A 25,367-nucleotide genomic window follows, 5' to 3' on the forward strand; every position below is an offset into this window, starting at 1 on the left:
CACCGGAGCAGGATGGAGCGCATGGACGAACCGCGCAGCATCGTCATCGTCGGAGGTGGCCTGGCCGCCGCCCACGCCGTGGAGTCCCTCCGCGACATGGACTACGCCGGTCGCCTGACCGTCGTCGCCCGTGAGCCGCACCTCCCCTACGAGCGGCCACCCCTGTCCAAGGGCTACCTGGCCGGCAACGACGAGCGCGAGGCGGCGTTCCCGCACGACGCCGGGTGGTACCGCGACAACGACGTGACGGTCCGTGTCGGCACCGCGGCCACCGACCTGGACCTCGGTGGCCGGGTGGTCGTGCTCGACAGCGGTGAGAGCCTGGGGTACGACCGGCTCCTGATCGCGACCGGTGCCTCGCCGCGGACCCTCCAGCTGCCCGGCATCGGCCATGCCCTCACGCTGCGCACCATCGACGACAGCGAACGCCTGCGGGCGGCGTTCGCGAAGGGCGGGCGGCTGGTCGTCATCGGCGCCGGCTGGATCGGCCTCGAGGTCGCGGCGACGGCCCGGCAGGCCGGCATGGAGGTGACCGTCCTCGAGGCAGGCGAGCGGCCGCTCGGGGCGGTCTTCGGCCCGGTCCTCGCCGACCACCTCACCGCCATCCACCAGAGGAACGGCGTGGTCATCCACACCGGCGTCACGATCGAGGCGGTCACCGAGCACGGCGTCGTGACCTCCGACGACACGTTCGAGGCGGATCTCGTGCTCCTCGGCGTGGGTGCGACGCCGACCTCGGGCCTCGCCGAGAGCGCCGGCCTCGCCGTCGACGACGGCATCCTGACCGACGAGCACCTGCGGACCTCCGACCCCTACGTCCACGCCGCCGGCGATGTCGCGAACGCACGCAACACCGTCCTCGGCCGGCACCTCCGCGTCGAGCACTGGGACAACGCGATCCGCCAGGGCAGGCTCGCCGGCCGCACGATGCTCGGCGTCGACGACACCTATGACTGGCTGCCGTACTTCTTCACCGACCAGTTCGACTTCTCCATGGAGTACGTCGGGCGCAGTGCTCCCGACGACGAGGTCGTGCTCCGCGGTGACGTCGACGCGGGTGAGTTCGTGGCGTGGTGGCTCCGGGACGGCGTGGTCACGGCGGGCATGAACGTCAACGTCTGGGACGTCAACGACCGGATCCGGGAGCTCGTCGGCCAGCGTGTGGACCCGGCCGACCTGCCCGACCTTCAGTAGCCGCGGTGCCAGAGGTTGACTGCGTAGTCGACCTCGAGCCCGCGCTCGGGCCCCCACGAGCGGAGGATCTCGTCGGCCACCTGCCCGCTGAACTCGATCCGGACCACGGCCTCGAGGTCCTCGCGTGAGCCGAACGACCAGCTGATGTCGAGCGGCGTACGTGTCCAGCCGCGGCCGGACCAGAACCGCTCGACCTCGGCGGGGTCGACCTTCGGGTACCCCCGGCGGAACCACCGGCCGAAGGTCGACCGGGTCGCGTCGTTGTCGATGACGAACGCCGTGCCGCCGCGCCGCATCACCCGGTCGAGCTCGGCCAGGCCCGCCTCACAGCCCGGGCCGAAGAAGTAGGCCCACCGGGCGTGCATGACGTCGACCGAGGCATCGGGAAGCGGGATCGCCTGCGCGGTGCCGCTCAGCAGCGACACGTTCGGCAGCCCCCGGGTACGCCGTGCTGCGATCGCCAGCAGGTCGGCGTGCGGCTCGACGCCGATCACGCGCTCCGCGGCGGCCGCCCACCGGGGAAGGTGGAACCCCGTGCCGCAGCCCAGGTCGAGCAGCGTCCGACCGGCCCACGGCGCGACTGACTCCATCGCGCGCTCGATCACGCCGGCGGGGTCGACGGCGTCGTTCTCGACCTCGTAGGTCGCCGTGTGGTGCCAGATGTTCGGGGACGGGATCGCCCCCGGAGCCGTGCGCTCCACGCTCAGATGCGGACGCAGCCGTTCGGGGTGTTGAACTCCACCGCCACGATGCCCGGCGTGCCGTGCGGCGCGACCCAGCGGACCTCGACGTCGTCGAGCGGGTGGTCCTCCGGCTCGCCCAGCCACTCCGACACCCGGTGCGGGTCGCCGGCGATCTCGAGCGCGGCGAGCGCGTAGTCGCCGGAGGCGCCCGCGCTCGGGTGGTCCTCGGCGGGGGAGAGCCACTGGATGAAGTAGGGCAGCTGCGGGTCGTTGGCCAGCTCGCTGATGCCGATCTGCTTCCAGATCAGCTCGTGGCCGTCAGGGCGGTGGCGGTAGCCGTCCTTCGCCTCGCGGCCGAGGCGGGTCTCGACCGACGGCAGGTCGCTGACCGCGACGACCCAGCCGAGCCAGCCGCCGCCGAGGGCCGTGCGCGCCTTCACGGCCTGGCCGAAGACGGCCTTGTCGGAGGCCGGGTGCTCGAGGGCGCCCACGACCTCGAGGTAGGTGTCGCCTGCCAGCGGCAGGATGTAGTTGCACGTGCCGAAGCGCGGGTGCACACCGCCGTCCGCGATCTCGGTGCCGAGCAGCTTGCCGAGACGCTCAGCCGTGGCCTTGAGGCCGTCGGGTCCTGCGGCGTACGAAACGTGGTCGAGGCGCATGGCGGCATTGTTAACCCGAGACGCAGCCCACACGAAAACCGGGGTCGATGTCTCTTGATGTCGAGAGAGTCAGTGTGGGTCTGCGGGGTGCAGCGCGAGGGCCGACCGGGAGCGGACGTGCGCCTCGCAGTGCCGCTTCAGCTCGGCGTACCCCTGCTCGCCCATGAGGGCGGTCAGCTCGGGTGCGGAGGTCACGTAGACCGGCTCCATGGCGACGTGCGCCTCGGTGTTGCCCGAGCAGTACCAGTCGAGGTCGTGGCCGCCCGGGCCCCAGCCCCGGCGGTCGTACTCGCCGATGCCTACCTCGGTGTACGACGTGCCGTCGATCCGCTCCACCTCGCGGAAGGTACGCCGGATCGGCAGCTGCCAGCACACGTCCGGCTTGGTCTCGATGTAGGAGATGCCCTGCGCGATCGCGAGGGAGTGGAGGGCGCAGCCGGCACCGCCGGCGAACCCGGGGCGGTTGGAGAACACGCACGCGGACTGGCCGTCGACCACGTGGGCCCGCGTCTTGCGCTCGCCGTCGTCGTCCTTCTCGACCCAGTCCTTGCGCTTCACGGCGCGACCCGGGTGGAACTGCCACGACTCCGGGGTGAGCTGGTCGACGAAGCCGGCGACACGGTTCTCGTCGTCCTTGTCGCTGAAGTGGGCCCCGAGCGTGCAGCACCCGATGTCGGGGGAGTGCTTGTAGATGCCCGCGCATCCGGAGCCGAAGATGCAGGTCCAGCTCGACGTCAGCCAGGTCAGGTCGCAGCGGAAGATCTCGGTGTCGTCGTGGGGGTTGACGAACTCGACGTACGCGCGGGGGAAATCAAGCGGGACCTCAGGCACCGGCACACAGTAGTCGCAGTGCCGGTAGCGTGGACGCATGCGGCTTGGCGTCCTCGACATCGGATCCAACACCGGCCACCTGCTCGTGGTCGACGCCCACGGTGGTGCGGCGCCGCTGCCGGCGTTCTCCTACAAGGAGCCGCTCCGCCTCGCCGAGCACCTCGACGAGAGCGGTGCGGTGAGCGAGAAGGGCATCCTGGCGCTGAAGTCTTTCTGCGCCGCGGCCCTGGAGGTCGCCCACGACAAGGGCTGCGAGGAGATGCTCGCCTTCGCGACGTCCGCGGTCCGTGACGCCACCAACTCCGACGAGGTGCTGGCGCGCGTCCAGGCCCAGACCGGCGTGCAGCTCGAGGTCCTCCCGGGTGAGGACGAGGCGCGCCTGACCTTCCTCGCCGTACGCCGCTGGTTCGGCTGGTCGGCCGGCCGCCTGGCCGTCTTCGACATCGGTGGCGGCTCGCTCGAGATCGCGGCGGGCAAGGACGAGGCGCCCGACGTCGCCTGGTCGATGCCCCTCGGTGCCGCGCGCCTGGCCCGCAACCACTTCAGCGACGGCGCCCCCGACGAGGCGGGGCTGCGCGAGCTGCGCCGGATGATCCGGGCCCAGATCGCCAAGGACGCCGGCCGGCTGCTCCGCCACGGTGCCCCGGACCGGGCTGCTGCCACCTCGAAGACCTTCCGCTCGCTGGCCCGCATCTGCGGCGCGGCGCCCTCCGGCGACGGCATCATGGTGCCTCGGGTGCTCCCTGCCGCCGAGCTGGCCGGGTGGATCCCGAAGCTGGTCGGCATGGGGCACGAGGAGCTCGCGCTGCTGCCCGGTGTCTCCGAGAGCCGCACACACCAGATCCTGCCGGGCGCGCTCGTCGCCGAGGCCGTCATGGACATCTTCGACCTGCCCCAGCTCGAGATCTGCCCCTGGGCCCTGCGGGAGGGCGTCATCCTCGAGCGCTTCGACCACCTGGACTTCGTCCACCACTGACATGGGCGGTTTCCGGGGAGTCGTCGGGCTGAGCACCGCCTCGGTCTACCCCGAGTCGACCAGTCACGCCTTCGCCTACGCGCGGCGGCTCGGCTACGACGCGGTCGAGGTGATGGTCGGGATCGACGCGATCTCGCGCGACGCCGTCGCGCTGCGGGCCCTCTCCGAGCGCCACGAGGTGCCGGTCTGTGCGGTCCACGCCCCCTGCCTGCTCGTGACGCAGCGGGTCTGGGGCACCGAGCCGTGGGGGAAGCTCGAGCGCTCCGCCGACCTCGCGCACGAGCTCGGCGCCGACGTGGTCGTCGTCCACCCGCCCTTCCGCTGGCAGCGGGACTACGCGCGCACGTTCGTCGAGGGGATCGCCGCCCTCGAGCGGACGACCGGCATCGCCTTCGCGGTCGAGAACATGTATCCGTGGCGGGCCTCCGCCCGCCGCGGCATGGAGATCTACCAGCCTGGCTGGGACCCGTCGGAGGAGTCCTACGCCAACGCCACGATCGACCTCTCGCACGCCTCCACCGCCCAGGTCGACTCGCTCGAGATGGCACGTCGCCTCGGCCCGCGGCTGCGGCACCTGCACCTGACCGACGGCCTCGGGTCGCCCAAGGACGAGCACCTGGTCCCGGGGCGTGGCACCCAGCCCGCGAAGGAGCTGCTGCGCCACCTCGCCGCGACCGGCTTCGCCGGCCATGTCGTCCTCGAGATCAACACCCGGCGCTCGGGCACCGCGAAGCAGCGCGACGCGGACCTGGCCGAGTCGCTCGCCTTCGCCCGCGAACACCTCGGGTGGGAGTAGCGTCGCCAGCATGGTCGACGCGGTGCGGGTCTCCGGTCTGACGGTCGTGCGGGGTGGGCACCAGGTCCTGCGCGGGCTCGGCTTCACCCTGCGCTCCGGCGAGGTCACCGGACTGCTCGGCCCCTCGGGCTGCGGCAAGTCGACGCTGATGCGCGCACTCGTGGGCGTCCAGGCGGGCGTCCGCGGCGAGGTGACGGTCCTCGGCGAACCGGCCGGGTCGCGCTCGCTGCGGCACCGGATCGGCTACCAGACGCAGGCCGTCAGCGTGTACGACGACCTGTCGGTGCGGGAGAACCTCCGGTTCTTCGCCCGTGTGCTCTCCGTCGGGGCGACGCGCATCGACGAGGTTCTCGAGACGACCGGCCTCGCGCCGAAGGCGGACGCCGTCGTCAGCGCGCTCAGCGGCGGCCAGCGGAGCCGTGCCAGCCTCGCGGTCGCGCTGCTCGGTGACCCCGACCTGCTCGTCCTCGACGAGCCGACGGTCGGCCTCGATCCGGTCCTGCGCGCGGAGCTGTGGGGCACGTTCCACGCCATCGCCACCCGGGGCGCAGCGGTGCTCGTCTCCAGCCACGTGATGGACGAGGCCGAGCGCTGTGAACGACTGCTGCTGATGCGGGAGGGGCTGCTCATCGCCGACGGCACACCGTCCTCGATCAAGGCGGACGCCGGAGTCGGCGACATCGAGAGCGCGTTCCTCGCGCTGGTCCGGGGAGGAGCGGCATGAACCCGCGCATCGCCCTCGCCGTGTGCGGCCGCGTGCTCACCCAGCTCCGCCGCGACCACCGCACGCTCGCGATCATGCTCGTGCTGCCGTGTCTGTTGATGGCGCTGCTGTGGTGGATGTTCCAGGACGTCCCCGCGCTGCCGGGGCAGCCGGAGATGTTCGACCGCCTCGCACCTGCCCTCCTCGCGATCTTCCCGTTCATCGTCATGTTCCTGGTGACCAGCGTGACCACCCTGCGCGAGCGCGGGAGCGGCACCCTCGAGCGGCTGCTGGCGATGCCGATGGGCAAGGCCGACTTCCTGGTCGGCTACGCGCTCGCCTTCGGCCTGGTCGCGGCGGTGCAGTCGGTGCTCGCGGTGGGCCTCAGCGTGGGGCTGCTCGGGCTCGACATCCGCGGGCCGGTCTGGCTGCTCACCGTCGTGGCCGTCGCGGACGCACTCCTGGGCACGGCGTTCGGTCTCTTCGTGAGCGCCTTCGCCCGCACGGAGTTCCAGGCGGTCCAGTTCATGCCCGCGCTCGTCGTGCCGCAGATCCTGCTCTGCGGTCTCTTCGTCGCGCGCGACCACCTGCCGACGGTGCTGGGCCGCATCAGCGACGTCCTCCCGCTCTCGTACGCCGTCGACGCGATGACCCAGGTCCGGGACAGCGTGGACTCGGGCCCGGTGTGGGGCGACCTGGTGGTCGTCGGCGCCTACGTGGCGGTCGGGCTGGGCCTGGGTGCGGCGACGCTGCGGCGGCGTACGGACTAGGTGCCGCGATGCCCAACCGTGCCCTGCTGGCCCTGGCCCGCAGCGACCGAGCCCGGGAGCTCGCGCTCGAGCTGCCGGCGACCCGTGCGGTGGTGCGCCGCTTCGTGCCCGGGGAGGCCAGGGCGGATGCCGTGCAGGTGGCCGCGGGCCTGGTCGCCGAAGGCCTCCGGGTCACCCTCGACTTCCTCGGGGAGGACACCATCGAGCGGCGGCACGCCCACCGGGTCGAGGCGGAGTACGCCAGCCTTCTGGGCGAGCTGGCGCGGCGCGGCCTGGCCCGCAGCGCGGAGGTCTCGGTGAAGCTGACCGCGCTCGGTCTGCGGCTGCCGGGAGGCGAGGAGATCGCCACGGCCCACGCGCGGGCGATCTGCGAGGCCGCCCGGACCGCGGGCACGACCGTCACCCTCGACATGGAGGACCACACGGTCACGTCGGCGACGCTGCGGGTTCTCCGCACGCTGCGCGCCGAGTTCCCCGAGACCGGAGGCGTCCTGCAGGCCTATCTCCGCAGGACACCCGCTGACTGCCGGATGCTCGCCGGTCCCGGCTCGAGGATCCGCCTCTGCAAGGGTGCGTACGACGAGCCGGCCGACGTCGCGCTGCGTGACCGGCACGAGGTCGACCTCGCCTACGTCTCGTGCCTGCGCACCCTGATGGCGGGGGAGGGGCACCCGATGGTCGCCACGCACGACCCGCGGCTGGTGGCGATCGCCCGGCACCTCGCGCGGGAGCAGGGCCGCGTCACGGGCGACCACGAGTTCCAGATGCTCTACGGCATCCGTCCGGGCGAGCAGCGGCGCCTCGCGGCCGCGGGTGAGACGGTCCGCGTCTACCTGCCCTATGGGCAGGAGTGGTGGGGCTACCTCACCCGGCGCTTGGCGGAGCGTCCGGCGAACCTGTCATTCTTTGTGCGTTCCCTCCTCTCCAGCTCCTAGACGAAGCAGGTGCCCGGCATGGCAGGCAAGACCGCATTCATCGGCGTCGGCGTCATGGGCGAGACGATCCTCGCCGGGCTGATCCGTGCGGGCCGTCCGGCCAGCGACTTCATCGTCGGCGTACGTCGCCCCGAGCGCGGCGCCGAGCTCGCGGAGAAGTACGGCGTCACCGTGCTGGCCAACCGCGAGGCGGCCGCGCAGGCGGACACCGTCGTCCTCGGCACCAAGCCCCAGGACCTCGCAGCGGTGCTCCAGGAGATCGCGCCGGCGATGCGCGCGGGCCAGCTGCTCGTCTCGCTCGCCGCCGGCATCACCACCTCCTTCATCGAGACCCACGTCCCCGGTGGCGTGGCCGTCGTGCGGGTCATGCCCAACACGCCGGCTCTGCTCGACCAGGGCATGCATGCGCTCTCCGCGGGCTCGCGCTGCGACGAGGCGCACCTGGTCGAGGCCGAGGCGCTGCTGGGCGCCACCGGCAAGGTGGTCCGGATCGCGGAGAAGCTGCAGAACGCGGCCACGGCGGTGAGCGGCTCGGGCCCGGCGTACATCTTCTACGTCGTCGAGGCGATGATCGACGCCGGCGTGATGCTCGGCCTGCCCCGCCCGCTCGCCACCGAGCTCGCCGTCCAGACCCTCTACGGCTCGGCGACCATGCTGCGCGACCTCGGCACGCACCCGACGATCCTCCGCGAGCAGGTGACCTCGCCCGGCGGCACGACCGCCGCGGCTCTGCGCTACCTCGAGGACCACAAGGTCAAGGCAGCCTTCCTGTCCGCGATGGAGGCTTGCCGCGACCGCGCCCAGGAGCTCGCCGCCGGCTCCTGAGGGGCCGGTCGCGATAGGCAGGCAGGCGCAAATCAACGCGCCACGCCGATAACCACGGATATTTTTTCGTCACACTCTTCCCCCGCGTCACAGGAGCCCCTAGTGTTCTGGGCACGGGGCACGTGGGTCGCCAGTGGGGAAGCTGGCGGCGTGCGCCCAGAGAAAGTGGTGAGCCATGGCTGCCAACTCGTCTGACATCTCGGAAGTGAAGTTCCTGACCATCGCCGAGGTGGCCACGATGATGCGCGTCTCCAAGATGACCGTCTACCGACTCGTCCACGGCGGCGACCTGCCGGCGCACCGCGTCGGTCGTTCGTTCCGCGTGCAGGAGAAGGACGTCACCGAGTACATCCAGCGCTCGTTCTACGACGCCGGCTGACTCCTCGCTGACTCACCGGCACACCGCCCGCCGCGGCCCTGCGTCCCCGGACGCGGGGTCTGGCGGGCGGACCCGATTTCGGCCCCCGAGGCAGGGCCGATACGCTGGGGCCGGTCGCCCGTGCTGTATCCGCCAGGGCGGACGTCAAGCTCTGGAAAGGTTCCACCGTGGGTTCTGTCATCAAGAAGCGCCGCAAGCGCATGGCCAAGAAGAAGCACCGCAAGCTGCTGAAGAAGACGCGCGTGGCGCGTCGCAAGCTCGGTAAGTGAGCCTGCTGCTTCGATGACGCAGGCCGGCAAGGTCGTGCTCGTCACCGGGGTCTCGCGTGACCTCGGACGACGTTTTGCGCGCAACCTTGCCGATGACCCTGCCGTCGCGAACGTCATCGGCGTCGACGTCATCCCTCCTGAGGGTGACCTCGGCGCCGTTTCGTTTGTCCGGGCGGACCTGCGCAACCCGGTGGTGGCCAAGCTCCTGGTCCGCGAGCGGGTCGACACCGTCGTCCACATGAGCGTCGTCGCGACGCCGGGCGGCATGGGCTCGCGCGCCTCCATGAAGGAGGCCAACGTCATCGGCACGATGCAGCTGCTCGGTGCCTGCCAGCGCGCTCCCGACGTACGCCGCGTGGTCGTGAAGTCGACGACGACGGTCTACGGCGCGAGCCACCGCGACCCGGCGATGTTCACCGAGGACATGGGGCCCAAGCGCATGCCGCGCTCGGGCTACTCCCGCGACGCGCTGGAGATCGAGGGCTACGTGCGCGGATTCGCGCGCCGGCGGCCCGACGTCCACGTCGCGATGCTGCGCGCGGCCAACGTCATCGGCCCCGGCGTCGACAGCCCGATCGCGCAGTACTTCCGCCTGCCCGTGGTGCCGACCGTCCTCGGCTACGACCCGCGCCTGCAGTTCGTGCACGAGGCAGACCTGACGGAGGCGCTCCGCCACGCGGTGCACACCGACGTGAGCGGCACGTTCAACCTCGCCGGTGACGGCGTCCTGCTGCTGTCGCAGGCGATCCGGCGGCTGGGCCGCGCCGGCCTTCCGGTGCCCTCCTTCGCGCTCTCCGCCGTGGGGTCGGCGATCCGGGGCGCGGGTCGGTCGGAGTTCGCCCCCGAGCTCGTGCACTTCCTGACCTACGGTCGCGGGGTCGACACCACGCGGCTGCGCGAGGAGTTCGGCTTCACGCCGCGCTACTCCACCGAGCAGGCGTTCTGCGACTTCGCCCGCTCGGTCGACATGCCGCCGGGCGTGCCCGGCCTGGCGGTCGCCGATCCCGCCCTGGCCTCCCTCGAGCGCGTGCTCGCCCGAGCGCACGTATCGTCCGCTCCGAGGACTCCTGCGACGACCGCTCCGGGAGGTGAGATCGATGGATGACGCAGACATCATCCCGATCGGCACCCACGGGGCCGCCGGCCGCGGGGCGGGTGCCAAGCCGTCCAAGGCCGCCCGTGACCTGCTCGGAGGGGGACGGCGAACGCCTCCTGCTCCCCGCGCGGCGGAAGGCGCCGACGTACATCCGCTGGCACCGGCTGCCGAGCCGCCTGCCGCCGCTGAGTCCCTGACGCTCCCGGGAACGGGCGGTGGCGCGGCCGGCTCCGCGGCGGCTGCCGGTGGTGCGAAGAGGCCGGGCATCCCGGTCACGGAGATCGTCGACGCGTTCACGCACGCTGCGATGGAGGTCTTCGGCGAGGACTGGGAGCGCAAGCTCGCGCACTTCATCGCCTTCCTCCGCCGCCGGATCACCGGTGAGTTCGAGGTCGACGACTACGGCTTCGACCCGGAGCTCACCGAGCGCCTCCTCATGACCGCTGCCCGGCCCCTTGCCGAGAAGTGGTTCCGCATCGAGGTCCGCGGTATCGAGAACATCCCGAAGAGCGGCGGCGCCCTCATCGTCTCCAACCACTCGGGCACCGTCCCGGTCGACGCGATCATGACCATGTTCCAGGTCCACGAGCGCACCGGGCGACACCTGCGTCCTCTCGGCGCCGACCTGGTCTTCCGGCTTCCGTTCGTCAGTACGGTGGCCCGCCGGGGCGGCGTCACCCTGGCCTGCCAGGAGGATGCCGAGCGCATGCTCAACGGCGGGGAGCTGGTCGGGGTCTGGCCGGAGGGCTTCAAGGGCATCGGCAAGCCGTTCTCGGAGCGCTACAAGCTGCAGCGCTTCGGCCGGGGCGGCTTCGTCGGCGCAGCCCTCCGCACGAGCGTGCCGATCATCCCGGTCTCCGTCGTCGGGGCAGAGGAGATCTACCCGCTGGTCGGCAACGTGCCGTCACTGGCCCGGCTCTTCGGCCTGCCGTACGTGCCGATCACGCCGTTCTTCCCGTTGCTCGGGCCCCTCGGCCTCGTCCCGCTGCCGTCGAAGTGGATCATCGAGTTCGGAGAGCCGATCCGCACCGATGAGTTCGACCCCTCGGCCGCGGAGGACCCGCTCACCGTCTTCGAGGTCACCGACCGGGTGCGCGAGACCATCCAGCAGACGCTCTACCAGCTGCTCATGCGGCGGCGGTCGATCTTCGGCTGAGCCCGGCTTCGGGCCGCGCGGCCGGTCTGTCAGGACGACCCCTCCGTGGACGCGGATGCGTCGCGTCAGAGGAGGCCGCCACCACCCAGGAGCGGGTCGAGCAGCGGGTCCAGCAGCGGGTCGATAGCGCCGTCGACGGCGTCCGTGAGCGGCTTCGTCACGGCGTTGTCACCGAGGATGCCGCTGAGCGTGCCGGACGTGGTGCCCGACGAGGTCGTCGACGACGGCTTGGGTGAGGCGGTCGGCAGCTGCGGAACCGGCTGCGTGGTGGCGCCGAGGGCCGGCAGCTGGTTGAGCAGGTCCGTCACCGCGTCGCTCGAGGTCGTCGGCGTCGCCCGCGGAGCCCGCGTGGCCGTCACGTGCGGAGCGTCGGGAGTGATCGACGCCCCGGACAGCAGGATCGCCGGCACGTCCAGCATGCCCGCGCAGTTGCCGCAGGCGCTGAGGGCCTGCTCGTCGATGCTGAGCAGCGCGTTGACCGCGGCGTCGAAGTCGTCGGCGTACTCCACCGGGACGGCGGACTTCAGGCCGGCGAGGGCGTCGAGGCTCTCGCGCAGGAAGTCGCGCAGGTCGGTGATGGTCGAGATGTCGCCGGACTCGGCGTACTCCCGGAGGAGGGCGTCCGCGGCCTCGCTGGCCTGCGCGACGAAGTCGTGGAGCGACGACGGGATCTCGGCGCGGCTGCTCGCGGAGCCGCTGCTGGCCAGCGCCTTCGTCTCGCCCAGGCGGTTCTCGGCGAGGTCCATGATCCGGTTGGCGCGCGAGGCGTCATCGGAGCTCAGCGAGGTCTGTGCGCTCTCGAGGATGCGCTTGATCGGGTAGAGCGACTCGCCCGGCAGGGCCGACTGTGCGGCCATCGCGACGCCGGTCGTGCTGCCGAGGACCGCGAGCGTGCCGATCGCGACGGACAGCTTGCGGCGGTGCCGCTGCGGTGCGGTGACGACGTGGTCGGCGAACGTCGTGCCGGTGGCGGAGGGCACGAGCAGGTTGTCGGCGGCGGCGAGCAGGTTGCTCCGCAGCTCCGTCACGTACGACGCGGACGGCTGGGGCGCCACCACGGTGCGCAGCGCGGCGACGAGCTCGAGGGCGTCGGCGTGCGAGGCGGTCGAGCCGCCGCGACCCTCCAGCAGGGACGCGAACTCCTCGGCGCGGCGGCGTGCCGGGCTGATGGGGCTCATGACGTCGGTCCTGTCTGTGCGGGCCGTCGGCTGCTGCCGACGCAGTGGTGCTCTGATGCGTAGAACGACCGTGAGACGGTGAAGGTTACGGAGTGTGACGCGGGCGTCATCGAGGAGGTGATCACCGGTGCACCTCCTTCGGCATCAGCTTCGCCAGGTTGCGGACGCCGCGCAGCTGGAGCTGCTTCACGGCGCCCTCCGTGCGACCCAGCACCTTCGCGGTGTCGGCGATGCTCATGCTCTGCAGGAAGCGCATGATCAGGCACTCCTGCTGCTCCTTCGGCAGCTGCTGCAGGGCGGTGAGGAGCGCGTCGTTCGTGAGCTGGGCGAGGACCAGCGTCTCCGGGCCGTCCGTCACGTCGTCGTGGAGCGACATGTCCTCGGTGGTCTGCTCGAGACGGGTCTTGCCGGCCTTGAAGTGGTCGCTGCACAGGTTGCGGGCGATGGTCATCAGCCATGCACCGAAGTCACGGCCCTGCCAGCGGAAGCTGTTCATCGACCGCAGGGCGCGGAAGAAGGTCTCGCTGGCCAGGTCCTCCGCCAGCGTCTGCGACCTCGTCCGGTAGTAGATGAAGCGGTAGACCGACGGGTGGTAGTGGTCGAAGAGGAGGCCGAACGCCTCCTTGTCGCCACCGCGGGCGAGCTCGACGAGAGCGATCATCCGCTCACGGGTGGCCTCGTCCTCCGCAGTGGAGGTCGCGTGCTCGGCGTCGTCGAAGGACTCCGGACCCTCCGAGCTCGGCACGACGTTGACGTCGGTGGCCGCCTCGGACATCAGCCACGGAACCTGCCGGACGGCGCGGGACCCGGCGACGCCACCGGCGAGGGCGAGGTCGGGCTCGAGAAGGCATGCGTCGAGGACGGCGGCGCGCAGGGCATCCAACCCGCGCAGCACAGACGCCAGTCCCTCGTGCATCGAACCCTCCCGTGACCCACTCTCCCTGCGGGTCCTCACCAGCGTAAGCGAAACCACACTCCCGTGGGAACGGATCGCGAAGATTCCCAAGGTTCGTGCTGGAAAGTCCGGATCAGTGGCGCGAGGCCCGCCGCGCGACCGCGCCCAGGACCACGCCGGCGACGGCTGCCGTCGCCACGCCGCGGACGGCCTTGCGGGTCGTGCGGTAGTCGCGGATCCGCCAGCCCTGCTCCTGTGCATGCGCCCGGAGCTTCGAGTCGGGGTTCACCGCGCACGGGTCGCCGACCAGGCCGAGCAGCGGGAGGTCGTTGCTCGAGTCGGAGTACGCCGAGCAGCGGGCCAGGTCGAGGCCCTCGCGCTCGGCGAGCGCCGACACCGCGACCGCCTTCGCCGGACCGTGCAGCATCTCTCCGACCAGCCGGCCGGTGTAGACGCCGTCGACGTGCTCGGCGACGGTGCCCATGGCGCCGGTCAGGCCGAGCCGCCGGGCGATGACCTCGGCGATCTCCACGGGAGCGGCGGTCACCAGCCAGACCCGCTGGCCCTGGTCGAGGTGGATCTGGGCGAGGGCGCGCGTGCCCGGCCAGATCCGGTGCGCCATCGCCTCGTCGAAGATCTCCTCGCCGACCTCGCGCAGCTCCTCGACGGTGTGGCCCGCGATGAAGGAGAGACCCTGGTTGCGGGCCTTCTCGATGTGCTCGGGGTCCTCGACGCCCACGATCCGGAAGTACGCCTGCTTGTACGCCGCGCCGAGCAGGTCCTTCGTCGTGAAGAACTTGCGCTTGTGGAGTCCCTTGGCCAGGTGGAAGATCGACGCGCCCTGCATGACGGTGTTGTCGACGTCGAAGAAGGCCGCCGCTGTCGGGTCCACGGGCACGTCGAGCGCCGACTCGACCTCCGCGACGGCAGCCGAGGCCTCACCTGCGAGCGCCGAGCGCTGCTGCAGGTCCAGCGGGGCGGGCCGCTTCTTCGCGGGCTTGTCCTGGCTCACGGCTCCAGCCTAGGGCTGTGTCAGGATCGCCGCATGACGAGTTCGGGTCCGGACGGTAAAGCGCGCGTGACGGTGTACATGCGCCCCGGCTGCCACCTCTGCGACGTAGCCCGCGACGTCGTGGATGCCGTGTGCGCCGAGCTGGGGGAGTCCTTCGAGGAGATCGACATCGACTCGGATCCGCAGCTGCAGGCGGCGTACGGCGAGGAGATCCCGGTGACGCTCGTCGACGGGCGGCGTCACGACTTCTGGCGCGTCGACCCGCAGCGCCTGCGCGCTGCGCTGACGCAGCAGGCCTGAGCCGGCCGACCCCCGCCGCGGGTGAGACTTCTCACCTGTGCTAGCCGCGGGGCTGCGCGTGGCCGCCTGCGTTTTGTTCTCACGTTCACAAACTCCTACAGTGATGAAGCCGCGAGGACGATCACGGGCCTGGAAGTGCCCGTGCTGAGCCCTTCCTCGCGCGTGAAGGACGAGGACAGTGACCGCACGGAAGCCGGCTGACGCGGCGGCGGGGACCCAGAGCGGGGGTCGTGAGATCCCTGAGGCGACGGTGGCCCGCCTGCCCGAGTACCTCCGCGCGCTGACCTCCCTCGCCGAGCAGGGCATCAGCGTCTGCTCCAGCGAGGAGCTCGCCGGCGCCGTCAACGTCAACAGCGCCAAGCTGCGCAAGGACCTGTCGTACCTCGGCTCCTACGGCACCCGCGGTGTCGGCTACGACGTCGACTACCTGCGCTACCAGATAGCCCGCGAGATCGGCCTGACCCAGGACTGGCCCGTCGCCATCGTCGGCATCGGAAACCTGGGCCACGCACTGGCCAACTACTCCGGCTTCGGCACCCGCGGCTTCCGTGTCGCGGCGCTGCTGGACGCGGCTCCCGAGCGCTGCGAGGAGTCGGTCGCGGGCATCCCGGTGCGCTCGTTCGACGACCTGGACGCCGTCCTCGCCGAGACCCCTGTCGCGATCGGTGTCATCGCGACGCCCGCGGAGGCCGCGCAGGGCGTCGCCGACCGGCTCGTGGCGGCCGGCATCACCAGCATCCTGAACTTCGCCCCGACGAACCTCGCGGTTCCGGCGGGCGTGAGCGTGCGGAAGGTCGACCTCTCGGTCGAGCTGCAGATCCTCGCGTACCACGAGCAGCGCCGCGCCGGCGCTGAAGAGCTGCGCGGCACCGCGATCGCGGCCGCCGGAGAGGAGCAGTCCGCATGAGCGTCCTCGTCGTCGGCGTCTCGCACAAGACCGCACCGGTTGCCGTGCTGGAGAAGCTGGCCCTCACCCCGGAGGGGGTCTCCAAGCTCGTCACGGACGTCGCCGCCATCGAGCACGTCGCCGAGGCGACCGCGATCGCGACCTGCAACCGCATCGAGATCTACGCCGAGGTGGACCGCTTCCACGGCTCCGTCGAGGAGGTCTCGCGGCTGCTCTGCGACCGCTCGGAGATGGCCACCAGCGACATCACCAGCGAGCTCCTGCCGCACCTCTACGTCCACTACGACGACGGCGCCGTCTCCCACCTCTTCCACGTGGCCGCCGGCCTCGACTCGATGGTCGTCGGCGAGGGCCAGATCCTCGGCCAGACCCGCGACGCCCTGCGCATCGGCCAGGAGCTCGGCACGGTCGGCCCGGCGCTGAACTCGCTCTTCCAGCAGGCGCTCCGCGTCGGCAAGCGTTCCCACGCGGAGACCGACATCGACCGCGCCGCGCCGTCGATGGTCTCCGCTGCGCTCGACCACGCCGTCGGTGTGGTCGGCTCCGTCGAGGGCGCGCGCGTTGTCGTGATCGGAGCCGGTGCGATGGCCTCGCTCGCGGTCTCGACCGCGTCGCGCCGTGGGGCCTCGGAGATCACGGTCGTCAACCGGACCGAGGGCAACGCCCAGCGCCTCGCCGACGAGTACGCCGCCCGGTCGCTGCCGCTCGACTCCCTCGCGGACGTCCTCGCCACGGCCGACGTGCTCATCTCCTGCACGGGCGCGACCGGCGTGGTGATCACGGCGGCCGAGCTGGCTGCGGCGCGGGCGGGCTCCGACCGCCCGCTCGCGGTGCTCGACCTCGCGCTGCCGCACGACGTGGATCCGGCCGTCGCCGACCTCGACGGGGTCAGCCTGATCGACCTCCGCTACCTGGCGGAGACGCTGCGCGAGGCCGACGCGGGCCGTGAGGTCTCCGGCGTGCGCCAGATCGTGGCGGAGGAGATCACCGCGTTCGCGTCCGCACGTCGCCAGGCGAGCGTGACCCCGACCGTCGTCGCGCTGCGCACGATGGCCACCGGGGTCGTGGAGGCCGAGGCCGAGCGGCTCTGGGCGCGCCTGCCCGGACTCGACGAGGCCGTGCGTGCCGAGGTGCTGCAGACGGTGCGCCGGGTCGCGGACAAGCTGCTCCACCAGCCCACCGTTCGCGTCAAGGAGCTCGCCGACACCGACGGCGCCGTCTCGTACGCCGCCGCGCTGGCCGAGCTCTTCGCGCTCGACCCCGACGCGGTCACCGCGGTGACCCGCCCCGTCGTCCCGGAGGAGCTCGCGTGAGCGACCACGTCATCAGGGTCGGCACGCGCCGCTCGCTGCTCGCCAGGACCCAGTCCGGCCAGGTGGCCGACCAGATCGCCGAACGCCTGGGTGTCGAGGTCGAGCTGGTCGAGGTCGTCACCGAGGGTGACGTCAACCAGACCTCCACGCTCGCCTCGCTGGGCGGCACCGGCGTCTTCGTCAGTGCGCTGCGCGACGCACTCCTGCGCGGCGACGTCGACGTGGCGGTGCACTCCCTCAAGGACCTGCCGACCGCCCCGTTCGACGGCATCGCGCTCGCAGCGGTTCCGCCGCGCGAGGACCCGCGCGACGTGCTGGTCGCCCGCGACGGCCTGAGCCTGGGCCAGCTGCCCCCGGGCAGCGTCGTCGCGACGGGCTCGCCGCGACGCGTGGCCCAGCTGCACGCGCTCGGCCTCGGGCTCACCATCGTCGGCCTGCGCGGCAACATCGACACCCGCCTCGGCAAGGTCACCTCGGGCGAGGTCGACGGCGTGATCCTGGCCCGGGCCGGCCTCTCGCGCATCGACCGCCTCGACGTCGTCACCGAGTCCATCGACCCGCTCCAGATGCTGCCGGCGCCCGGCCAGGGAGCGCTGGCGATCGAGTGCCGCTCCTCCGACACCGAGCTCGTCGCCCGGCTCGCGGCCGCCCTCGACGACCCCGCCACGAGGGCCGCGGTCACCGCCGAGCGCGAGCTGCTCCGCACGCTCGAGGCCGGCTGCGCGGCTCCGGTCGGGGCCCTCGCCGAGGTCGCCGAGGGTGACCACGGCCCCGAGGTCTGGCTCCGCGCCGTCGCTGCCGCCGTCGACGGCACCGTTGAACTCCGCCGGTCCGCCACCGGACCGGTCGCCGATGCGGCCCAGATCGGCCGCACGCTCGCCGCGTCCATGCTCGACGAGGGCGCGGCCGCACTGATCGAAGAACCCGGAAAGCAGCAGGCATGACTCCTCGCACTCCCGCCCAGAACATCGACGCCGGCCGTGGTGCCGGATGGTTCGCGTTCGTCGGCAGCGGGCCTGGCGACCCCGAGCTGCTGACCGTGAGGGCTGCCGCGCTGCTGGCCGAGGCCGACGTGGTCGTGACCGAGCTTCCCGAGCACGCGGCGTTCGTCCGTGCGGTGCTGGGTCTTGCCCCGCTTGCCGACGACGAGGAGCAGGCCGACGGGCCGGAGATCGTCGACGGCGGGTTCGGTGACGACGGGCAGCCGCTCACCCATGCCAACCGGGCCAAGGTGGTCGTGAAGCAGGCCAAGCGCGGACTGCGCGTCGTGCGCCTGATGAACGGCGACCCCTTCCTCTACGCCTCGGGTCCCGAGGAGGCGGCCGCGCTGGCGAAGGCCGGGCTGCCGTTCGAGATCGTCCCCGGCGTCTCGTCGGTGAGCGCCGTCCCGGCGTACGCCGGTGTCCCGCTGACCACCAAGACCGCCCGCGAGGTCGCCGTGGTGGCCTGCGGCGAGAAGGCCGTCGACTGGAGCCGGTACGCTGACGACCGCACGCTCGTGCTGCTCTCCGCCGTGGGGTCCATCGGCGAGATCGCCTCGGCGCTGATCGCCGCCGGCCGGGCCGCGACGACCCCGGTCTCGATGACCTCGACCGGCACGCTCACGACCCAGGTGACCGTCACCTCGACCCTCGAGCACATCGCCGCCGACGCCCGCGCAGCGAAGATCCAGCCCCCGGCGATCACGGTCGTGGGTAGCGTGGTGGACATGCGGGAGACGCTCTCCTGGTTCGAGACCAAGCCGCTCTTCGGCTGGCGTGTCCTGGTGCCGCGCACCAAGGAGCAGGCCGGCTCCCTCTCCGCGCGCCTGCGTGGCTACGGCTCGGTGCCCGAGGAGGTGCCGACCATCTCGGTCGAGCCGCCCCGCAACCCGCAGCAGATGGACAAGGCCGTGCGCGGCCTCGTCGAGGGCCGCTACGAGTGGATCGCCTTCACCTCCGTCAACGCGGTCAAGGCCGTGCGCGAGAAGTTCGAGGAGTACGGCCTCGACGCCCGCGCCTTCTCGGGCCTCAAGATCGCTGCCGTCGGCGAGAAGACCGCAGCCTCGCTGCTCGAGTGGGGCCTGCGTGCCGACCTCGTGCCCTCGGGCGAGCAGTCCGCCGCTGGCCTCCTGGCCGAGTGGCCGGAGTACGACGAGGACCTCGACCCGATCAACCGGGTCTTCCTCCCGCGCGCCGACATCGCCACCGAGAACCTCGTCGCCGGCCTGGTCGACCTGGGCTGGGAGTGCGACGACGTCACGGCCTACCGCACGGTGCGTGCGGCGCCGCCGGCCGCCCCGGTCCGCGACGCGATCAAGACCGGCAAGTTCGACGCGGTCGTCTTCACCTCGTCCTCGACGGTGCGCAACCTGGTCGGCATCGCCGGCAAGCCGCACCCGTCGACGATCATCGCGGTCATCGGTCCCGCCACCGCGAAGACGGCCGAGGAGCACGGCCTCCGGGTCGACGTCCTCGCCCCGAACCCCTCGGTCGAGGAGCTCGTCGACGCGCTCGCCGCCTTCGGTGCCGCCCGCCGCGCGGAGCTGGTCGCGGAGGGGCAGCCGGTCACGAAGCCGTCCGACCGCAAGCCGGGTGCGCGCCGGAAGGCGACCTCCTCGTGATCGAGCCCGCCGGCCCGCTGGGCCCCGTCGTCCGCCCGCGCCGCCTGCGTCGTACGCCGGCACTGCGCCGCCTCGTCGCCGAGACGTCCCTCGAGGCCCGCCAGCTGATCCTGCCCGTGTTCGTCCGCGAGGGCATCACCGAGCCGAAGCCGATCGGCTCGATGCCCGGCGTCGTCCAGCACACGCGCGAGACGCTGAAGAAGGCGGCGGCCGAGGCGGCCGAGCTCGGACTCGGCGGCATCATGCTCTTCGGCATCCCCGCCGTGAAGGACGCACGGGGCTCCGGCGCCGTCGGCCCCGCGGGCATCCTCAACGTCGCCATCCGCGACGTGAAGCGTGAGGTGGGCGACGCCCTGCCGGTCATGGCCGACCTGTGCCTCGACGAGTTCACCGACCACGGTCACTGCGGCCTCCTGACGAGGTCCGGCGCCGTCGACAACGACGCCACCCTCGCCGTGTACGCCGACATGGCCGTCGCCCAGGCGGCGGCCGGCGTCGACGTGGTCGGTCCCAGCGGCATGATGGACGGCCAGGTCGCCGTCATCCGTGACGCCCTGGACGCGGCAGACGCGGCCGACGTGGCGATCCTGGCCTACTCGGCGAAGTACGCCTCGGCCTTCTACGGCCCTTTCCGCGAGGCGGTCGACTCCTCGCTGCAGGGCGACCGGCGCAGCTACCAGCAGGACCCGGCCAACGCGCTCGAGGGCGTGCGCGAGGCGATGCTCGACGTCGAGCAGGGCGCCGACATGGTGATGGTCAAGCCGGCACTGGCCTACCTCGACGTCGTTCGCGCCGTGCGCGAGGCGGTCGACGTACCGGTCGCGGCCTACAACATCTCGGGGGAGTACGCCATGGTCGAGGCTGCTGCGGCCAACGGCTGGATCGACCGTGAGGCGGCGATCCTCGAGACCCTGCTCTCGATCCGTCGCGCCGGTGCCGACGTCGTGCTGACGTACTGGGCGGCCGAGGCGGCGCGCCTGCTGCAGCGCTGAGCGGTCTCTCGGCGAACGGGAAGGGCCCCGGTTCCTGGTGGAACCGGGGCCCTCCTGCGTCCGTCGGTCAGTAGCTGCCGGCGCTGACCGTGTAGCCGGCCTTCGCCATGCAGGTGACCCAGTAGGTCGCGTTGTCGGTGTTGTTGAGCGGGGTGTTGAGCGAGGCCTGGGTGCGGCAGGTGGTGTCGGCGAGGATGTAGCCGGCCGTCTTGGTGATGTCGGTGACCGTCTTCGTGGTGCTGTCGATGACGTCCTTCACCGTGTCGGTGGTCTTGGTGATCACGTCGGTGGTCCCCTTGGTCACGCCGCCGGTCGTGCCCCCCGTGGTGCCACCCGTGGTGCCACCCGTGGTGCCGCCGGTGGTCCCGCCGGACGTGCCGCCCGTGCTGCCGCTGCCGGCGGGCGTGCTGGAGCCGCCGCCCGGCGTGTAGGTGCCGGTCTTGCCCGTGCCGCCGGTGTGGATCCGGCCGCCGCCGCCACTGCCGGCCGGGGTCCACGAGCTCGGCGGGCTGAAGGTGTAGGCCGAGGTGATGTAGTTGGGGACGGCGGTGTAGTTGCCGGCGAGGTAGGCGTCGCGGATCTTGAGGACGAGGTCCACGTAGTCCTGCGAGTGGTTGTAGCGGAAGACCGACGTGCGGCGCCCGCCCTCGGTGCCGAGGTCGTCGGTGCCGGAGCAGAGGTAGACGGCGGTCGCGAGCGCGGCGTCGTCGATGTCCTGCGGGTTGCGCTTGCCGTCGCCGTCGGCGTCGACGCCGACCTTGCGCCAGGTCGAGGGGATGAACTGCATGGCGCCGACGGCGCGGTCCCAGACCTTGTCGTTGTCGTAGAGGCCACCGTCGGTGTCGGGGACGGCCTGGGTGTTGTTGGTGCCGTCGAGCGCCGGTCCGTAGATGCCGGGGTGGGAGACACCCTTGGTGTCGAGGGTGTTGCCGCCGTAGCGACCGTGGTCCGACTCGACGCGGCCGATGGCGGCGATCAGGGCCCAGTCGATGTGGCAGGCCTGGTCGGCGTCGTTGATGACCTGCTCGGCGCGCTGGTAGGCGGCCAGGGCGGCGGTCGGGATGCCGTTGGTCGAGGCGGTGGCCACGATCTGCGCGCCGTCACCGGCGGAGATGCCGAGGCCGACCTGGCCCGGGGCGGTGTAGCTGGCCGGGTCCTCGAGCGCCTCGATCGGGATCTGGGTGCCGTCGGGGAGGTTGGTGTCGCTCGCGGAGGCGAGACCACCGACGCCGGCCAGGTTGGCCGTCCAGGCAGTGGAGAGCAGAGCCAGCGGGACCAGTGCGGTCACCTTCTGGATCTTGCCGAAACGCGGTGCAGACATCGTGGTGCTTCTCCCTGAGGTCGGTGCGGTGCCGTCCGGTCCCTCTCCGGCCGGCCCCTCACAGGCTGTGGCGTAGGTTACCCCGCCAGTGAGGGAACGCACGATCCACGCAAGTATGACGCGCCTGTAACAGAATTTTCCCTGAGAATCCGGAATCGACACACGGGCGGCGGTCACGGAGCCTTCCGGCGTCAGGGAGAATGCCACGGTGACCAGCTCCACGACCCCCGTGACGACCACCTCAGCGGCCCTCTTCGACCGGGCCCGCGCCGTGACTCCGGGAGGCGTCAACTCGCCCGTCCGCGCGTTCAACGCCGTGGGCGGCACGCCGCGCTTCATCCGGTCCGCGAAGGGGGCCTGGCTCACCGACGTCGACGGCAACGAGTACGTCGACCTGATCTGCTCGTGGGGGCCGATGCTGGTCGGACACGCCCACCCCGAGGTGCAGGCCGCGGTCGCCGCGGCCGTCGCCCGGGGCACGTCGTACGGCACGCCGACGGAGCCGGAGGTCGAGCTCGCGGAGGAGCTCGTCCGGCGCACGTCGGTGGAGAAGGTCCGCTTCGTCAGCTCCGGCACCGAGGCGACCATGTCCGCGATCCGCCTGGCGCGCGGCTTCACCGGCCGCGAGATCGTCGTGAAGTTCGCCGGCTGCTACCACGGCCACGTCGACGCGCTGCTGGCCTCTGCAGGCTCCGGCCTGGCCACGCTCGCAGTGCCCGGCACCCCCGGCGTCCCGGCATCGAGCGCGGGCCTCACCATCGTGCTGCCCTACAACGACAAGGTCGCGGTCACCGCCGCGTTCGCGGAGTACGGCGACCGGATCGCCTGCCTGATCACCGAGGCCGCTCCGGGCAACATGGGCGTGGTCCCGCCGGCGCCCGGCTTCAACGCGTTCCTCGCCCAGATCTGCCGCGAGAACGGTGCCCTCTTCATCTCCGACGAGGTGATGACCGGCTTCCGCGCCAGCAAGCAGGGGCAGTGGGGCCTCGACGGTGCGGTCGAGGGCTGGGTGCCCGACCTGACCACCTTCGGCAAGGTGATGGGTGGCGGCTTCCCCGCGGCGGCGTTCGGTGGCCGCGCGGACGTGATGGGGCACCTGAGCCCGGAGGGCCCGGTCTACCAGGCCGGCACGCTCTCGGGTAACCCGGTCGCGACGACCGCCGGCCTGGCGACGCTCCGGCTGGCGACCGACGAGGTCTACGCCCACATCTCCGCCGCCGGCGAGACGATCAAGGCAGCCGTCGCCGCGGAGCTGACCCGCGCCGGTGTCTCCCACACGATCCAGGCGACCGGCACGATGTTCTCGGTCTTCTTCAACGACGGCTCACCGGTCACCAACTTCCCCGAGGCCAACGCGCAGGACCTCCCGGCGTACACCGCCTTCTTCCACGCGATGCTCGACCGGGGCGTCTACCTCCCGCCCTCGGCGTACGAGGCATGGTTCCTGTCGTCGGCCCACGACGACGCGGCGATCCAGCACGTGCTGGACGCCCTCCCGGCCGCGGCGGACGCCGCTGCCGCCGCCTCCAGCAAGGGAGCCCGCGCATGAGCGACAAGACGACCGTCCACCTGATGCGCCACGGTGAGGTCGACAACCCCACCGGCATCCTCTACGGCCGTCGCGAGGGCTTCCACCTGACCAACCGCGGGCACCAGATGGCCCAGGTCGTCGCCGACTCCCTCGCGGGACGCGACATCACGCACCTGCGCGTCTCCCCGCTCGAGCGCGCCCAGGAGACGGCCGCTCCGCTGGCGAAGGCGAAGGGGCTGGAGATCGTCACCGACCCGCGCGTGATCGAGTCGCTGAACTCCTTCGAGGGCCGCTCGTTCAAGCGCGGCGTGCGCGACCTCGTGCACCCCGCCGTCTGGACCAAGCTCTACAACCCGGCCAGGCCGTCGTGGGGCGAGCCCTACAAGCTCATCGCCGGCCGGATGATGGAGGCCATCGAGGACGCCCGCCAGGTCGCCGAGGGCCACGAGGCCGTCATCGTCAGCCACCAGCTGCCGATCTGGACCGTCCGGATGTTCGCCGAGAAGCGCTCGATGCTGCACGACCCGCGTCGTCGCCAGTGCACGCTCTGCTCGCTCACGTCGTTCAACTTCACCGGCGAGAAGCTCACCTCCGTGACGTACTCCGAGCCGGCGGGTCACCTGATCCCGGAGAAGGACCGCAAGGACCCGTTCTCCTCGGGCAGCGACCCGGCGGAGAGCGCCCAGTGAGGGCGGCCCGGACGCAGCACGGACGACGCGTCGCGGCTGCGGCGCTGACCGCACTGCTCGCCGGGCCGGCGCTGGCCGCCTGCAGCGGTCTCGAGGGCGGCAAGGAGGGTGGCACCGCGACCGGCAGCGGCACGGTAACCTCGATCGAGGCCGCCGACCGGGGAGCCCCGGTCGCGTTCGCCGGGACCACGCTCGACGGCGACCAGCTGGACATCGCCGACTACCGGGGCAAGGTCGTCGTCCTCAACGTGTGGGGCTCCTGGTGCGCGCCGTGCCGGGAGGAGGCACCCGCTCTCGTCACGGCGGAGAAGGACCTCGCCTCGTCCGGGGTCGCCTTCCTCGGCATCGACGTGCGCGAGACGTCGAAGGCCAACGCCGACGCGTTCATCCGCACCTACGGCATCCCGTGGCCGTCGATCGACGACCAGGGTGGCAAGACGCTGCTCGCCCTGCGCGGCATCCTGCCGCCGACCGCGACGCCGTCGACCCTCGTGCTCGACCCGAAGGGGCGCGTCGCCGCGCGCATCCTCGGCCCGGTTCCGACCGCGATCACGCTGAAGGACCTCGCGGAGGACGCCGCGTCGTGACCGACTTCCTCAGGGAGAGCGTGACCAGCGGTTCGCTGGTCCTGGCCCTTCCGGTGGCCCTGCTCGCCGGACTCATCTCGTTCTTCTCGCCGTGCTGCCTGCCGCTGCTGCCGGGCTACCTCTCCTACGCGACCGGCCTGTCGGGCGCCGAGATCGCGTCGGGGTCGCGCCGTCGCGGCCGCACCTTCCTGGGCTCGCTGCTGTTCGTGCTCGGCTTCACCGCGGTCTTCGTGCCGCTCGGCGCGACGGTCGGCGCCCTCGGTGACCTCGGGCAGCAGCTCAACGCCAACCGCCGCCTGCTCGTCGTGGTCCTCGGCTGCGTCGTGATCCTCCTGGGCCTCTTCTTCGCAGGCCTCCTGCGGATCCCGTTCCTCCAGCGCGACGTGCGCGTGCACCGGATCCCGGCCGTGGGCCTGGCGGCGGCGCCCCTGATCGGTGTCCTCTTCGGGCTCGGATGGACCCCGTGCGTGGGTCCGACCCTCGGAGCGATCAGCGCCCTCAGCTTCAGCGAGGCCAGTGCCACCCGCGGCGCGCTCCTCGCGGGTGTCTTCGCCTTCGGCCTCGGGCTGCCGTTCCTGCTCGCGGGCCTCGCCTACGAGCGGGCGACACACGCCTTCGGCTGGCTGCGCAACCACCAGACCGCGCTCATGCGACTCGGCGGGTTCATGCTCGTCGCCGTCGGTGTGGCGATGGTCAGCGGCTGGTGGGACTACGCGATCCAGTGGCTGCAGATCCGGCTGATCGAGCACTTCGGATCGGGGGCCTGAC

The 25,367-nt window shown here is 71.8% G+C and carries 28 protein-coding genes; 21 read left to right on the top strand and 7 right to left on the bottom strand.

What is annotated here, in order from left to right; genetic code table 11:
• Positions 1-21: 21 nt before the first annotated feature.
• Complete coding sequence (locus Q5722_RS09335; RefSeq protein ID WP_305027940.1) at positions 22-1,194, top strand: NAD(P)/FAD-dependent oxidoreductase; 1,173 nt, start codon at positions 22-24, stop codon at positions 1,192-1,194.
• Here the strand turns inward: Q5722_RS09335 and Q5722_RS09340 are convergent.
• The 3 genes from Q5722_RS09340 to Q5722_RS09350 form a co-directional block, all read right to left on the bottom strand.
• Positions 1,188-1,895, bottom strand: a complete 708-nt coding sequence (locus tag Q5722_RS09340; protein WP_305027941.1) for a class I SAM-dependent methyltransferase — start codon at positions 1,893-1,895, stop codon at positions 1,188-1,190. The genes Q5722_RS09335 and Q5722_RS09340 overlap by 7 nt on opposite strands.
• 2 nt (positions 1,896-1,897) lie before the next feature.
• Positions 1,898-2,536, bottom strand: a complete 639-nt coding sequence (locus tag Q5722_RS09345) for a VOC family protein (RefSeq protein ID WP_305027942.1) — start codon at positions 2,534-2,536, stop codon at positions 1,898-1,900.
• A gap of 69 nt (positions 2,537-2,605) precedes the next feature.
• The gene (locus tag Q5722_RS09350) at positions 2,606-3,367 is read right to left on the bottom strand and encodes a DUF3109 family protein (RefSeq protein WP_305027943.1); all 762 of its coding nucleotides are present in this window, start codon (positions 3,365-3,367) and stop codon (positions 2,606-2,608) included.
• Positions 3,368-3,404: 37 nt separating this feature from the next.
• On the opposite strand from Q5722_RS09350, the gene Q5722_RS09355 reads away from it, so the two are divergent.
• The 10 genes from Q5722_RS09355 to Q5722_RS09400 all read left to right on the top strand — a co-directional run bounded on the left by Q5722_RS09355 (position 3,405) and on the right by Q5722_RS09400 (position 11,272).
• On the top strand, positions 3,405-4,343 hold the full coding sequence (locus Q5722_RS09355) for a Ppx/GppA family phosphatase (protein WP_305027945.1): 939 nt from the start codon (positions 3,405-3,407) through the stop codon (positions 4,341-4,343).
• Between the two features lies 1 nt (position 4,344).
• On the top strand, positions 4,345-5,139 hold the full coding sequence (locus Q5722_RS09360) for a sugar phosphate isomerase/epimerase family protein (protein WP_305027946.1): 795 nt from the start codon (positions 4,345-4,347) through the stop codon (positions 5,137-5,139).
• 10 nt (positions 5,140-5,149) lie between these two features.
• On the top strand, positions 5,150-5,863 hold the full coding sequence (locus Q5722_RS09365; RefSeq protein WP_305027947.1) for an ABC transporter ATP-binding protein: 714 nt from the start codon (positions 5,150-5,152) through the stop codon (positions 5,861-5,863).
• Complete coding sequence (locus Q5722_RS09370; protein WP_305027948.1) at positions 5,860-6,612, top strand: ABC transporter permease; 753 nt, start codon at positions 5,860-5,862, stop codon at positions 6,610-6,612. The genes Q5722_RS09365 and Q5722_RS09370 overlap by 4 nt, the downstream gene beginning before the upstream one ends.
• A gap of 8 nt (positions 6,613-6,620) precedes the next feature.
• The gene (locus tag Q5722_RS09375) at positions 6,621-7,547 is read left to right on the top strand and encodes a proline dehydrogenase family protein (protein WP_305027949.1); all 927 of its coding nucleotides are present in this window, start codon (positions 6,621-6,623) and stop codon (positions 7,545-7,547) included.
• 18 nt (positions 7,548-7,565) lie between these two features.
• Positions 7,566-8,372, top strand: coding sequence for a pyrroline-5-carboxylate reductase (gene proC / locus Q5722_RS09380; RefSeq protein WP_305027950.1), 807 nt, complete (start codon positions 7,566-7,568; stop codon positions 8,370-8,372).
• A gap of 175 nt (positions 8,373-8,547) precedes the next feature.
• Positions 8,548-8,751: a helix-turn-helix domain-containing protein gene (locus Q5722_RS09385; RefSeq protein WP_305027951.1), complete on the top strand. Its 204-nt coding sequence runs from the start codon at positions 8,548-8,550 to the stop codon at positions 8,749-8,751.
• A gap of 167 nt (positions 8,752-8,918) precedes the next feature.
• Complete coding sequence (locus Q5722_RS09390; protein ID WP_017933175.1) at positions 8,919-9,020, top strand: 30S ribosomal protein bS22; 102 nt, start codon at positions 8,919-8,921, stop codon at positions 9,018-9,020.
• A 13-nt stretch (positions 9,021-9,033) separates the two neighbouring features.
• Positions 9,034-10,125 carry an NAD-dependent epimerase/dehydratase family protein gene (locus Q5722_RS09395; RefSeq protein ID WP_305027953.1) on the top strand — a complete coding sequence of 364 codons (1,092 nt, stop codon included), beginning with the start codon at positions 9,034-9,036 and terminating at the stop codon, positions 10,123-10,125.
• A complete protein-coding gene (locus tag Q5722_RS09400) occupies positions 10,118-11,272 on the top strand; it encodes a lysophospholipid acyltransferase family protein (RefSeq protein ID WP_305027954.1) in 1,155 nt (384 codons plus the stop codon). The genes Q5722_RS09395 and Q5722_RS09400 overlap by 8 nt, the downstream gene beginning before the upstream one ends.
• 65 nt (positions 11,273-11,337) lie before the next feature.
• On the opposite strand, the gene Q5722_RS09405 is transcribed toward Q5722_RS09400, so the two are convergent.
• The 3 genes from Q5722_RS09405 to Q5722_RS09415 form a co-directional block, all read right to left on the bottom strand.
• Entirely contained in the window at positions 11,338-12,450 is a 1,113-nt protein-coding gene (locus Q5722_RS09405; protein WP_305027955.1) for a DUF5667 domain-containing protein, read from the bottom strand.
• Between the two features lie 121 nt (positions 12,451-12,571).
• Positions 12,572-13,366, bottom strand: a complete 795-nt coding sequence (locus Q5722_RS09410) for a sigma-70 family RNA polymerase sigma factor (protein ID WP_305027956.1) — start codon at positions 13,364-13,366, stop codon at positions 12,572-12,574.
• 112 nt (positions 13,367-13,478) lie between these two features.
• Positions 13,479-14,357, bottom strand: coding sequence for an HAD family hydrolase (locus tag Q5722_RS09415; protein WP_305027957.1), 879 nt, complete (start codon positions 14,355-14,357; stop codon positions 13,479-13,481).
• A gap of 33 nt (positions 14,358-14,390) precedes the next feature.
• On the opposite strand from Q5722_RS09415, the gene Q5722_RS09420 reads away from it, so the two are divergent.
• From Q5722_RS09420 to hemB, 6 genes are all read left to right on the top strand, one after another.
• Positions 14,391-14,657, top strand: coding sequence for a glutaredoxin family protein (locus Q5722_RS09420; RefSeq protein ID WP_305027958.1), 267 nt, complete (start codon positions 14,391-14,393; stop codon positions 14,655-14,657).
• A gap of 178 nt (positions 14,658-14,835) precedes the next feature.
• The gene (locus Q5722_RS09425; protein ID WP_305027959.1) at positions 14,836-15,564 is read left to right on the top strand and encodes a redox-sensing transcriptional repressor Rex; all 729 of its coding nucleotides are present in this window, start codon (positions 14,836-14,838) and stop codon (positions 15,562-15,564) included.
• A complete protein-coding gene (locus Q5722_RS09430) occupies positions 15,561-16,877 on the top strand; it encodes a glutamyl-tRNA reductase (RefSeq protein WP_305027960.1) in 1,317 nt (438 codons plus the stop codon). Before Q5722_RS09425 ends, Q5722_RS09430 begins: the two co-directional genes overlap by 4 nt.
• Complete coding sequence (gene hemC / locus Q5722_RS09435; RefSeq protein ID WP_305027961.1) at positions 16,874-17,821, top strand: hydroxymethylbilane synthase; 948 nt, start codon at positions 16,874-16,876, stop codon at positions 17,819-17,821. Before Q5722_RS09430 ends, hemC begins: the two co-directional genes overlap by 4 nt.
• Positions 17,818-19,479: a bifunctional uroporphyrinogen-III C-methyltransferase/uroporphyrinogen-III synthase gene (locus Q5722_RS09440; protein ID WP_305027962.1), complete on the top strand. Its 1,662-nt coding sequence runs from the start codon at positions 17,818-17,820 to the stop codon at positions 19,477-19,479. Before hemC ends, Q5722_RS09440 begins: the two co-directional genes overlap by 4 nt.
• Positions 19,476-20,471, top strand: a complete 996-nt coding sequence (gene hemB, locus Q5722_RS09445) for a porphobilinogen synthase (RefSeq protein ID WP_305027963.1) — start codon at positions 19,476-19,478, stop codon at positions 20,469-20,471. The genes Q5722_RS09440 and hemB overlap by 4 nt, the downstream gene beginning before the upstream one ends.
• Before the next feature lie 67 nt (positions 20,472-20,538).
• Here the strand turns inward: hemB and Q5722_RS09450 are convergent, their stop codons facing one another.
• A complete protein-coding gene (locus Q5722_RS09450; protein WP_305027964.1) occupies positions 20,539-21,792 on the bottom strand; it encodes a lytic transglycosylase domain-containing protein in 1,254 nt (417 codons plus the stop codon).
• A 208-nt stretch (positions 21,793-22,000) separates the two neighbouring features.
• Between Q5722_RS09450 and hemL the strand changes: the two genes are divergently transcribed.
• The 4 genes from hemL to Q5722_RS09470 are packed head-to-tail and all read left to right on the top strand — an operon-like array spanning position 22,001 to position 25,366.
• The gene (gene hemL, locus Q5722_RS09455) at positions 22,001-23,341 is read left to right on the top strand and encodes a glutamate-1-semialdehyde 2,1-aminomutase (RefSeq protein WP_305027965.1); all 1,341 of its coding nucleotides are present in this window, start codon (positions 22,001-22,003) and stop codon (positions 23,339-23,341) included.
• Positions 23,338-24,012 carry a histidine phosphatase family protein gene (locus Q5722_RS09460; protein ID WP_305027966.1) on the top strand — a complete coding sequence of 225 codons (675 nt, stop codon included), beginning with the start codon at positions 23,338-23,340 and terminating at the stop codon, positions 24,010-24,012. The genes hemL and Q5722_RS09460 overlap by 4 nt, the downstream gene beginning before the upstream one ends.
• A complete protein-coding gene (locus tag Q5722_RS09465; protein WP_305027967.1) occupies positions 24,009-24,599 on the top strand; it encodes a TlpA disulfide reductase family protein in 591 nt (196 codons plus the stop codon). The genes Q5722_RS09460 and Q5722_RS09465 overlap by 4 nt, the downstream gene beginning before the upstream one ends.
• Positions 24,596-25,366 (top strand): cytochrome c biogenesis CcdA family protein, encoded by a 771-nt coding sequence (locus Q5722_RS09470; protein ID WP_305027968.1) that lies wholly within the window; start codon positions 24,596-24,598, stop codon positions 25,364-25,366. The genes Q5722_RS09465 and Q5722_RS09470 overlap by 4 nt, the downstream gene beginning before the upstream one ends.
• Position 25,367: the final 1 nt, after the last annotated feature.

Source organism: Nocardioides jiangxiensis, from assembly GCF_030580915.1.
In the GTDB taxonomy this organism is placed as follows: Bacteria; Actinomycetota; Actinomycetes; order Propionibacteriales; family Nocardioidaceae; genus Nocardioides; species Nocardioides jiangxiensis.